This is a genomic window from Vibrio sp. vnigr-6D03 (assembly GCF_002835515.1).
Classification (GTDB): domain Bacteria; phylum Pseudomonadota; class Gammaproteobacteria; order Enterobacterales; family Vibrionaceae; genus Vibrio; species Vibrio penaeicida.
Genome location: NZ_PIZL01000015.1, coordinates 181,123 through 193,191 on the forward strand (window position 1 = coordinate 181,123; position 12,069 = coordinate 193,191).

Sequence of the window (12,069 nt, forward strand, 5' to 3'; positions counted from 1 at the left end):
TGATGGAGCGAAACAAGTGAAACCAACGCAGTTAGAAAGCCAAATACGACGTAAAAATTAGCCGAGACGTTTCACCGACATCACATCCTTGATCTGCTCAACTCGCTTCGTCACCCGCGTAAATATTTCCACATTAGTGACTTCTAAATCGAAATCCATTATCGACATTTGCTTTTTGTAATCCGTCCGGCTTTTCATGCTGGTGACTTTGATTTTCTCGTTGGCAAACAAGGTGGTGATGTCTTTTAGCAAGCCGCCTCGCTCTAGACCTTCAACCCGAACTGTAATGATGTAGGAACCGACGAAACCACTTCCCCAGACGGTATCAATGATACGCTCTGGCGCGTGGTGCCTTAGCTCCTCAAGCTGTTCACAGTCGCTTCGGTGAACAGAAATACCACGCCCTTGAGTGATGTAACCTGAGATTTCATCGCCCGGTATGGGCTGGCAGCAACGCGCTAAGTGCGTCATTAAGTTGTCCACACCTTCAACAACCACTGCGTCCTTTTTCGGGCGGCTTTGAGCTGGGGCTTTGTTCTCTTTTTCCTGAAGGCGTTCTAGCGCTTGTTGGTCTTCTTCTTCAGCGGTGGGTTTGTTCACCAATGCATTGATGTGATTGACGATTTGATTAATTCTCAAATCACCACTGCCGATACCGGCATAGAGTTCGTCTGGCGTATTCACATTGAATCGTTTCAGTGCATATTGGTCGGCATCTTTTAGGGATGCACCGATTTTCGCTAATTCGGTTTCCAATATTTCACGCCCTGCTTCGAGGTTTTTCTCTCGGCTTTGCTTGCGGAACCATGCATTAATTTTGGCGCGTGCTCGACCAGAGTGCACGAATCCTAGTGAAGGGTTTAACCAGTCACGAGACGGATTTGGCTCCTTTGAGGTGATGATTTCAACTTGGTCACCCATGGTAAGTTTGTGCGTAAATGGCACAATTCGCCCCGCCACCTTTGCGCCGATACAACGATGCCCGACTTCTGAGTGAATGTGATAAGCAAAATCAAGTGGCGTTGCGCCCATCGGCAAATCGACCACATCACCTCGTGGGGTAAAGGCATAAACGCGGTCATCAAAGACCTGGCTTCGTAATTCATCCAGCATTTCACCGGAATCAGACATTTCTTCCTGCCAATCCAGAAGCTTACGTAGCCATGTGATCTTCTCATCATAACCACTACGACCGCTGGACGCGCCTTCTTTGTATTTCCAGTGCGCCGCAACTCCAAGCTCCGAATCTTCATGCATTTGCTTGGTTCGGATTTGGATCTCGATGGTTTTGCCTTCTGGTCCCAAAATCACCGTGTGAATGGATTGGTAACCATTCGGTTTCGGGTTAGCAACGTAGTCATCAAATTCACTCGGCAAGTGTTTGTATTTAGTGTGCACGACACCTAAGGCGGCATAACAGTCTTGCAGTTTGTCGGCAATAATTCGTACTGCTCGAACATCAAACAGCTCATCAAATGCCAAGCTCTTTTTCTGCATTTTTCGCCAAATACTGTAAATATGCTTAGGGCGACCGCTGACCTCTGCATTGATATTGCAGACCTTCATCTCTTTGGACAGATCCGTGACAAAGTCTTCGATGTATTGCTCACGAACAATACGTCTTTCAGACAGTTGTTTAGCAATTTGTTTGTAGGTTTTAGAATGCTTATAGCGAAAAGCGTAATCTTCAATTTCCCACTTTAGCTGGCCAATACCCAAGCGGTTGGCCAAGGGCGCGTATATGTTGGCGCACTCTTTGGCTGCTGCTTGACGCACTTCATCAGGCTCGTCTTTCACTTCGCGTAAATTACAAATCCGCTCAGATAGCTTAATGACGACGCATCTGAAGTCGTCCACCATTGCGAGAAGCATTCGTCGTACGTTATCAACTTGCCCAGATGCTGCCGAGCCATCCAGTGTGACATTGAGTTGACCGATTGCCGCCATTTCTTCGACACCATCGATAAGCTTTAATGTCTCTTTGCCATATTTTTCGGTTAACTCTTCGCGGTCATAAAAGCCGGATGTGACCACGGGGAATAGTTGAGCAGAAATAAGCGTCGGCGCATCCATAGACAATGTGATGAGAATTTCGATCATTTCTCGACCGCGCCACAGTAAAAGTTGCGCTTGAGGTTCATCACCGAGAAGCTCTTCACAGTGACGATAAACCGCCAGCAACTTATGGCTGGTTTTTTCATCTTGTTTTAAGCTGGCTATCCAACTGTCTAATTCAAATTCTTCAGTATTTAAATGCGCACCGCGTACAGCGACCATGTTTCTTTCCTATCTAGCAACAGACATACAGGTGAGTCACCTGTCGATTCTCCAGCAAAATACCCAAGCGGCGGAACATTACCGTGCTTTGACAGATATTAGGGTTTGTTGACCTAGTATGCGTGAAGTTAATCTTTTTCAAATAGCGCCATGCTTTCTAAATGGCTGGTATGGGGAAACATATCAAGCATCCCGATTTTTTTAAGTTTGTAGCCTTGTTCAAGTAAGCTCTGACTGTCACGTGCAAGCGTAGCAGGATTACAAGAAACATACACGACCGCTTTTGCTCCTAATCGCGAAAGTTGGTCGACAATACCTGCCGCACCTGCGCGTGCGGGATCGAGCAGTATTTTATCAAATCGCTTGCTTGCCCATGGCGCTTTGGACATGTCTTCTTCTAAGTTAGCTTGATAAAATTGGACATTGCTGAGCTGGTTTAAGATCGCATTGTTTGTAGCAACATCCACCATATCTTGAATACCTTCCACGCCAATGACAGAGCCTGCTTGTTTCGCTAGCGGTAAACTGAAATTACCAAGCCCACAAAATAGGTCCAACACACGTTCATCAGCTTTTGTGTTCAACCATGTTAAGGCTTGAGCCACCATTTTTTCGTTCACTTGAGCATTCACTTGAATGAAATTTGTTGGCTCAAACGGCAACTCAACCCCAACTTCTTTATAGAAAGGCTGCACGCCAGATACTTTGTTCAACACATCTGCTGCTGGCATTAGATATAGGGTCAGAGCGTGCTCTTCTGCAAATGCCATCAACTGTTTCTGGTCTTTGTCACTCAATTCAGAAGTATGGCGAAGCAAAAATACTAGTGTGTTGTCTGCTTTTACGAGTTCAACATGCCCAATGCTTTCCTTTCGAGAAAAAGAACTAAGTAAGTTTTTTGTGGGCACCAATAGCGCTTCTAGTTCTGGGGCAAGCACAGCGCAGCTATCAACATTCGCAATGCGCTTACTCATTTTTTCACGAAAGCCAAAATTCAGCTCACGCGTTTTTTTATCTACCTGCACACTAATTCGAGCGCGGCGGCGGTAACCCACACTTACGCCTGTTACTTCTTTTTCAAGGGCGAGCTCACTGCCTGAAAACTTTTTCATCAGCTGTTGTAGTGTCTGATTTTTGTGTTCGACTTGAGCCGTTTGCTCCAAATGCTGAAGGTTACAGCCACCACATGACTCATAGTGTTTGCAAAACGGGCTGACTCGTACTGAGCTGTCTTTCTTTATCTTGATGAGTTTTGCGCGTGAAAATTTACTTTTTTGCTCGGTAAACTGGCCCACAACCGATTCACCTGGCAACGCACCATCAATAAATACAGGTCGCTTGTTATGATAAGCAATGCCCGCTCCATGATGGTCGAGCTTTTCGATGTTGAAAACCTGATGCTTAGTTTCAACAGATGATTTTTTCTTTGGCTGATAAAAACGCGCCATACTTTAATTGCCTATTTTGCTTCAGTGTTTTCTCATTCAGGGTCACTATTTCCCCCCTCAGAGATTGTCGAATTCGGCAGACTTGATTAAGCTAACCGTTTCTTCGTTTATAATGGGTTGTATAGCTTAACTGGTCTTACGTAATGTAAGAAAGCTTGAGCCATTAGCTTCTATTTTCCCATATCCAGACAGTAATGAGAACATGACACGATACGGCTTAAGAGCACGCGTAATTACCCTCACCTTAGCCCCAACTCTTATTGTCGGTCTATTGCTGAGCGCCTTCTTTACGTCCAATCGCTATAACGACCTTGAATCACAACTGATTTCAACTGGTAAAAGCATTATTGAACCTATCGCTATCGCCAGTGAAATCGGCATGGATCAGCGCAGTCGAGAGGCCGTTCGTCGATTAATAAGCTACGCCCATCGAAAGAATTCCGACATCGTTCGAAGTATTGCCGTTTTCACATCCGATCATGATTTGTTTGTAACATCTAATTTCCACCCAGATTTCGAGTCGTTAACGTTTCCAAAAGATCAGCCCATACCATTACTCAGCACGATTGATTTGGTCGACACCGACTTGGTTATACGCACACCTATTCTGGCAGAAGGAAAATACGCCGATTCCAATGGACCTCAAACCGAGCTTAACCAAGCGTTGGGCTATATCGCGATTGAACTCGACTTATCTGCGGTTCGATTACAGCAATACCAAGAAATTTTTGCCGCGTTATTGGTGTTAGTTTTGGGGTTAGGTCTGTCGGCTCTTTTTGCTTACCGCTTAATGCGAGATGTGACCTTGCCTATCACCCATATGAAGAACATGGTGGATCGAATTCGACGCGGTCACTTAGATGTGCGAATCGAAGGGAAAATGCATGGTGAATTAGACGCCTTAAAAAACGGCATCAACGCGATGGCGATGTCGCTGTCTGAATACCATGTTGAAATGCAACACAGTATCGATCAGGCAACGTCGGATCTGCGTGAAACGCTTGAACAGCTTGAGATTCAGAATGTTGAGTTGGATATTGCGAAAAAACGAGCGCAGGAAGCCGCACGAGTTAAATCCGAATTCTTAGCGAATATGTCCCACGAGCTCAGAACCCCTTTAAATGGTGTGATTGGGTTTACCAGACAAATGCTAAAAACTCGCTTATCCTCTAGCCAGCAGGACTACCTCCAAACGATTGAGCGCAGTGCCAACAACTTACTGAGTATCATCAATGACATTCTCGATTTCTCGAAACTTGAAGCAGGGAAGTTGGCGCTAGAAAATATTCCATTCGATTTCCAAGAATGCCTTGAAGAGGTCGCGAGCTTACAAGCCACCAGCGCTCATGAGAAAGGGCTGGAATTGACACTTAAGATTGATCCTAAGATTCCTGCAGGTGTCGTAGGCGATCCGTTGCGAATTCAGCAAGTACTGACCAACCTTGTGGGTAACTCAATCAAATTTACCGAGCGCGGTAATATCGATATCAGCGTCGAGCTACGCACGTTCAAAGAGGACTTCATAGAACTCCAATTCATGGTGCGCGATACGGGTATTGGGATTTCTGAACGTCAACAAGCGCAGCTATTCCAAGCATTCAGCCAAGCCGATGCCAGTATCTCTCGCCGATATGGCGGAACGGGGCTGGGTCTAGTTATCACTCAGAAGTTAGTAGGTCAAATGGGTGGGGAAGTCAGCCTAACAAGTCGACTGCACCAAGGTTCGACATTCTGGTTTACTTTGCGTTTAGCCACCAGTGATATGCCTGTTGCTAGCGATATAGACACGCAAGTACTCAAAGGCAAAAAGCTCTTACTGATTGAACCAAACATGCAAGCAGCTTCCGTAATTCAACAGCAGCTCATCAACGAAGGGCTGCTGGTCACTTACCGTTCCAGTATGCCAGAGCACATAGAAAGCCATGAGTTCGTGTTGCTAAACCTGCCACCAAACCAAAAATGCGACATAACTTCTGTTGAGCATTGGGTAGAAAGGGCTCGTGAAATTGCGAACAACATAATACTAGGTTTGCCAAGTACCGAGTTGGCGCTCTCAGAACAATTGGTTACTGAGCACCACGTACAGTGCATAACCAAACCCCTATCACGACGTAAGTTATTGCAAGCACTCACTCAGTACCATTCTTCTCAAGAGTTGGCTCTTCCTATTATTGATTCAGTCGATCATCAGCAAAAGCTTCCGCTTAAAATCATGGCGGTGGACGATAACCCAGCCAACCTTAAACTCATTGCAGCATTGCTAAAAGAAAGAGTGGACCATGTAGTAACGTGTAGCAATGGCGAACAAGCCGTGGCTGCTGCACAACAACAAGCGTTTGATATTGTCTTGATGGACATCCAAATGCCAAAAATGGACGGAGTGATGGCGTGTCTGGAAGTAAAGAAAACCAAGCTTAACTCTCATACACCTGTCATTGCTGTAACCGCCCACGCCATGGCTGGAGAGCGAGATCGCCTTCTAAAAGCCGGAATGGACGACTATTTAACCAAGCCAATCGAAGAGCATATTCTTCAGCAAGTGCTGGTGCATTGGAGCCCCCACACTGACGAAAACCAAGTCGATAAATTGGAAATTAGCGAGCAAGTTCAGCCAGATAACTCTGCCGACGAAAGAAACAGTACGGTCATCATTGATTGGAACCTTGCACTGAAGCAAGCGGCAAACAAAGAAGACTTAGCTAGAGAGATGCTGCAAATGCTGGTCGATTACATTAAAGAAGTGGATCAATTTGTTGAAGGCGTCATTAATGGTGACGAGCAAGATAATGAACAACTGATTCATCACATTCATAAACTCCATGGCAGTTGTTCGTACAGTGGCGTACCAAGGCTCAAAAAAGTCTGTGCTGAAATAGAAAAAGCATTGAGATCCGGCTCAGACATAGAAACCGTTGAACCAGAACTGTTTGAACTTCAAGATGAGATGGAAAAAGTCATTGCTAGCGCACAGCATTATGTCAATTAGGCGTACAATAGCGTAGTTGGCTTTAGTGACTGATTTGATTACAGCATTACCCGAGCATAACCAAACTTTACGTTATGCTCGGCGTAATTCGGGGCTATAGAAAGCGTACCCATTCTTACCGTTTTGCTTCACGTGATACATTGCCTCGTCCGCCTGCTGAAGCAATACGTCGAATTCGATGTCCGCTAAGCGAGCATACGAGACTCCGACACTTCCTCCTATATTCACGGAAGTGCGAGAGGGCAACTCTATAGGTAGAGCACAAATTTCAACAATCTGTTCAGCGATGTCGGTCAGCACATCTGGGGTCATTTGCTCTAACGCTAAAATAACGAGCAACTCGTCCCCTCCCAATCTGCCTATTACATCCTGTCGTCCCCTCGCAACTCGCTTTAGTCGCCGTGCAATAGTGCAAAGTACCTCATCACCTGCGGCGTGGCCATGCGTATCGTTGACGTCTTTAAACCCATCTAAGTCCACCATCATTGTCGCGATGTAACCCGCCTCTTTTTGGCTGACCAATCGAGCAAAGAAGCGCTCACAACCACGACGATTTTTTAGCCCCGTAAGGTTATCTTCTAAGGCGAGTAACATGGTATCTCGCTCTTTTTGCACTCGAACGGTTATGTCGTACATGATTCCTTCAATTATCCATTCACCGCTGTGTTCATCCTTGTGGGCAGACAGCAGTAAATGTACCCATTGTTCATTGTTGTATTTTTTATTGATACGCAGGTCGCCTGCCGCTACATCCCCACTTGAAATAGTTTGTTCCGACATTTGCCACGCCAATTCTGGGTTTTGGAAAACATGCTCAAAGAAGGGCTGAGTTTCTAAGATAGCTGTTAGCTCGAAGCTTTCCTTTATCAGGCGACCAAACAGAGTGGGATTGCTATGGATAAGGTGACCGTTCTTGTCTAACACAAGAATACCCACTTGCGTTGTTTCAAATATGTGGCGGTAGTGACGTTCCATTCGCTCAATGGTGGCTCGCAAATTTCGTTCAGTCTCGATGGCTTGGTGCGAAGCCTCTACAAAGCGGTTAACACTTGCGGTGACTAACCCGATTTCATTGTCCCGGTTTTCATTGTTGTATGGCAGCATGTCGTCCCGGCCAGGCTCCACCTTAGATAGATTTTCAGCTAATTCCTTTAAAGGGGCACCCACGACTTTACGAACAGCAAACGCGGTTACCACCATTAGCATCAACAGCTGACTGACCAACATCACCAGCTGAATAAACACTTTCTCTTGCGTTACGGAATCCAAGTATTTCTGGTTAACATCAAGAAGAAGATGCCCTATCACTTCATCTTTGACAGGGGATACCAAGGGAAATCGAGTCAAGTTTTTCCACTGTTCATCACTGCTTGCAAGCTTAGAAAGGCTAAACTCAACACCATCTAACCCCTTCAATTTCACGCCATTAAACTCGTCATGAAGAAGCAATGAACTCATCACTTCGTCAGCTATTTCTGGGTTATCAACATAAAGGGCGATGGAGGCAGAATTAGATACCGTGAGCACTAATTTCTCTTCCATCCCTTTAACGTTCAAGCTCGCTCTCTCAAAATAAAAAAGTGATAAGAAGCTTGCCGCCAGTATTAAATACATTAGCGAAAATAAAATCACAGTAACTAAAAGCCGATTGGCGAGCGCTTGTCTATTCATCATCATTGATCGTTAAAATCACTTTTAATTTTGAATGCGAGGGTTTATTCCGAACATATCCAAGAGCTGATTTATCCCGTAATAGACGCGCTATCAACTCTTCTTCACTTTTCATAACCAAGGGCGCACGTACTCGACCTGAGAATTTTAATTTTGCCCAGTGTGCATTTACCTGACTCAAAGATAGATCGCTGATCTCTTCATAAAATGACTCTCTCACTTCTCCATTTCGCTCTAGAATCGTGATCCTTCGGCTCAGCTTTCCTCTGCTTCGTCCAAGATACAGCCCAGCAACTTGCTCTTTTGTGATGCTTTCAAGCTCACTGCGATCACTGACCACAATGTAAAGTTCAGCAAACACACAAGGGCTCATCAACAATAAGGCTAAGCTCAGTAATCTCATTTCATCACCTAAAAGAGGAAACTGGCTGATAATGAGTACACCTGTACCCTTGTTTCGGGTTTAGGTTCTAATAGATTTGTCGCCCAAAGCCCATGACCTGTATCTTCAATATGCACCCAATCAATTTGTGCCTTAAGACTTATCTGCTCGCTGATGTCCCAACGTGTACCCAAAGACCATATGGATTGATTAATCAAAGTAGCGTTAATTGATGTGATTGCGCCTTGCTGTAATTGCACTAATTGGGGATCCGGTAAAATGCTCCAATCGTATTGAGCTTCCAACTTGTCGGTTTCCGGATTAAACCATGAGCGAATCATATAGGGCGTAAACTCATTGAAGCGACGACCAAGACTGATATATCCCCCTTGCCCTTCAGGCAACAAGTCTTTATCAGTTTTTACCTTTACAAGTTCACTCAACAAATGCCAAGTACCGTCATTGTATTCGATCCCGATTTGACCATATCTAACCATACCGCCAGTCACACTCATTTTTTCATTCAGAAGGTTGGCTTCATCACTAATAGGTCCTAATCCTGAGTTGCCAACTTTGTCTAGACCACCTTTCAAGTCCCCTATCTGTGGAGGAAGATCTGAATCAACCCGTAACTGCGCGTAAGAAGCACGTGCTCGCCACACGTCCCAATTCGCAACTAAGCTCAAGGAAAGCGCACTGTTGCTATAGAATCGGTTAGGTTCATAGCCCTCATGTAAATCGGTTGTCGCCTGTGTTGAACCGTATTGGAAAGCAGAAGAAAAACTGACATCGTCGACATAGAAACGATAGGTGAAATCGATTCCATCAATATTTTGCAAAGGGATCCAGCTGTATATTTCTTGAGGTAGTCTCACCCAGAGATGACCGAAATCTACACGGCGGGTTTCTGCGAACCAAAATACGTTGTACCCCAATCGACCAACACGAATGTCGAAATCAGACGTTGGGCGATATGCTAAGAAGGCAAGCTCTAAGCCATCCAGCAACTCATCCCCCGCCCTCTCTGCGATAACATACTGAGCAGTCACATCCCATTCAAAATTGATGTTGTAGTTTATCTGAGCACCGATTTTGGAATCCGGTAGAAATGACCCATCACTATTGGGATCGGCTTTTTGCGTAAGGTCACGCATATAGCCAAAGCTGTCGCTGGTATCGTAGCTATAGCCAACGTTACCGAACCCTGAAAAATCCCAGTCTTCAGCAAGAACCGAAGAAGAAAGCAATGTGAATAGTAAACTTATCCCTGTTAACCTCATACACCCATCTCATAGTATTAATTTTGGCTCAACTGCATGAGTCACCACTAATATGAGTGTAGAACAGTGATTGAGTTATCGCTCAAAGATTACGGTAGCAACCGCATAATGACGTTCGTCAGAAATAGAAAGATGGATGTGGGTCACACCTGCGCTCGTTGCGTATGCTAGCGCTTGATTATGAAGAGAAAGTACAGGTTTTCCGTTGGCGTCATTAGAGACAATAAAATCATGAAAGGTCACTCCCTTCGCAATTCCTGTACCCAATGCTTTTGACGCCGCTTCTTTTGCGGCAAATCGCTTAGCGAGAAAGCGAGATTGCTGCTTCGTCGCATGAAACGTGACTAACTCAGGCTCTGTTAGAATGCGTTTCGCAAATGCTTCTCCAAGTTTGGATAAGGATTTTTCGAAGCGATCTATTTCCGCTATATCCGTTCCTAATCCAACGATAGCCATAAATTCTCCGCTTAAACACTAATGCGAAATAACAAACAGCCACTGCTGAATACAGTGGCTGACATTATAAATGGAAATTAACGACGAGCTTCAAGCATAACCGCTTTCATATCGGCTACCGCTTTATGCAAACCATCAAAGACCGCACGTCCCATTATGGAATGGCCGATGTTAAGTTCATACACTTCTGGTAATGCCGCAATAGGCGCAACGTTGTGGTACGTCAAGCCATGCCCTGCGTTGACTTTAATACCAATGCTGTCGGCATAGCTTGCACCAGCAGCGATCTTTTTCAGCTCGTTGGTTTGCTCGCATTCCGTTGTCGCATCGGCATAATGACCAGTGTGAAGCTCAATGTAAGGTGCGCCACATGCTTTTGATGCATCAATTTGCTCACGATCAGCGTCAATGAATAAAGACACTTTAATGCCCGCTTCCGTCAATTTTTGCGTCGCGGCTTTTACTTTTTCCAGCTGACCGACCACGTCTAAACCGCCTTCCGTTGTCAACTCTTCGCGTTTTTCAGGTACTAGGCAAACGTATTCAGGTTTCGTTTGCAACGCAATTTCGACCATTTCATCTGTTACCGCCATTTCCAGATTCATTCTGGTTTGAAGCGTTTCACGTAGAATCCTAACATCACGATCTACAATATGACGGCGATCTTCACGAAGGTGAATGGTAATGCCATCGGCGCCAGCACGTTCTGCAATTTCTGCTGCGTGCACTGGATCTGGATATTTGGTTCCACGTGCATTACGCAAAGTGGCGATATGATCAATGTTTACCCCGAGTAGAATTGAGCTCATTTTTCAATACTCCGTGCTCCGGGAAAGCCTGTTCTTGGGAGAAACAGTTCCCTACTTTTTAGTGGTTTGCCGCCAAGATAAGGCTTTAGTGCTATACGTGTAAAGCGTTTTGCTGCTTTAAGTTGTTCTTTGGTTGTAAAGCGCCGCTCACTAATTGCAATTAACTCATTTCCCATGAATGTCAGATTGTCTCGCCTCACACTGGCAATGAAACCTTTTTGCTCTCGGTAACGGTAAGTCATTTCTGGCTCGACCATTTCCCCAGTTCCCGCGCAATGCATAAAATCTACGCCGTAACCCAAGGATGACAGCAAAGCGAGCTCAAATCGCCGCAATGCTGGCTCGGGGTTATCGGCTTGCGCCAGTTCGGTCAAAGCGAGTAAATAGTCGTGGAATAATGCAGGGTAAGGCGTTTCGCTTTCCAAAACTCGCCCAATCAACTCATTTACATACATTGCAGAATAAAGGTGTATACCTGAGAGAGGAAGCCCAAGGCTTATAGGCTCGGCTTGGCGCAATGTCCGCATACTTCCTTTGCCAGACCACTTCATCAAAAGTGGCGTAAACGGCTGTAATGCACCTTTTAGGTTGGAACGTTTGCTTCTCGCGCCTTTTGCCATAACTGACATTCGACCATGCTCTTCACTGAACACATCCAAAATCAGGCTGGTTTCACTGTATGGTCGACGATGCAAAACAAAGCACCGCTGTAACCCATCAGACATACACGACTCTCTTAAGTAACCTTGAACAGTATTAA

At 45.2% G+C, this 12,069-nt stretch carries 9 protein-coding genes; 1 reads left to right on the forward strand and 8 read right to left on the reverse strand.

Annotated elements, in window-relative coordinates; all coding sequences use genetic code 11:
* Positions 1-57: 57 nt before the first annotated feature.
* The gene (relA, locus tag CW749_RS12750; protein ID WP_101112517.1) at positions 58-2,277 is read right to left on the reverse strand and encodes a GTP diphosphokinase; all 2,220 of its coding nucleotides are present in this window, start codon (positions 2,275-2,277) and stop codon (positions 58-60) included.
* Between the two features lie 128 nt (positions 2,278-2,405).
* On the reverse strand, positions 2,406-3,725 hold the full coding sequence (gene rlmD / locus CW749_RS12755; protein ID WP_101112518.1) for a 23S rRNA (uracil(1939)-C(5))-methyltransferase RlmD: 1,320 nt from the start codon (positions 3,723-3,725) through the stop codon (positions 2,406-2,408).
* A 202-nt stretch (positions 3,726-3,927) separates the two neighbouring features.
* On the opposite strand from rlmD, the gene barA reads away from it, so the two are divergent.
* Complete coding sequence (gene barA, locus CW749_RS12760) at positions 3,928-6,711, forward strand: two-component sensor histidine kinase BarA (RefSeq protein WP_101112519.1); 2,784 nt, start codon at positions 3,928-3,930, stop codon at positions 6,709-6,711.
* Positions 6,712-6,783: 72 nt separating this feature from the next.
* Here barA and CW749_RS12765 read toward each other — a convergent pair whose 3' ends face one another.
* From CW749_RS12765 to recO, 6 genes are all read right to left on the reverse strand, one after another.
* On the reverse strand, positions 6,784-8,253 hold the full coding sequence (locus CW749_RS12765; protein WP_180958398.1) for a sensor domain-containing diguanylate cyclase: 1,470 nt from the start codon (positions 8,251-8,253) through the stop codon (positions 6,784-6,786).
* A gap of 121 nt (positions 8,254-8,374) precedes the next feature.
* Positions 8,375-8,785, reverse strand: a complete 411-nt coding sequence (locus tag CW749_RS12770; protein ID WP_101112521.1) for a hypothetical protein — start codon at positions 8,783-8,785, stop codon at positions 8,375-8,377.
* A gap of 8 nt (positions 8,786-8,793) precedes the next feature.
* Positions 8,794-10,044, reverse strand: coding sequence for a hypothetical protein (locus tag CW749_RS12775; RefSeq protein ID WP_101112522.1), 1,251 nt, complete (start codon positions 10,042-10,044; stop codon positions 8,794-8,796).
* 75 nt (positions 10,045-10,119) lie between these two features.
* Positions 10,120-10,500 carry a holo-ACP synthase gene (gene acpS, locus CW749_RS12780; RefSeq protein ID WP_101112523.1) on the reverse strand — a complete coding sequence of 127 codons (381 nt, stop codon included), beginning with the start codon at positions 10,498-10,500 and terminating at the stop codon, positions 10,120-10,122.
* Positions 10,501-10,577: 77 nt separating this feature from the next.
* On the reverse strand, positions 10,578-11,309 hold the full coding sequence (gene pdxJ / locus CW749_RS12785; RefSeq protein ID WP_101112524.1) for a pyridoxine 5'-phosphate synthase: 732 nt from the start codon (positions 11,307-11,309) through the stop codon (positions 10,578-10,580).
* A complete protein-coding gene (recO, locus tag CW749_RS12790; protein WP_101112525.1) occupies positions 11,306-12,034 on the reverse strand; it encodes a DNA repair protein RecO in 729 nt (242 codons plus the stop codon). Before recO ends, pdxJ begins: the two co-directional genes overlap by 4 nt.
* Between the last annotated feature and the right edge of the window lie 35 nt (positions 12,035-12,069).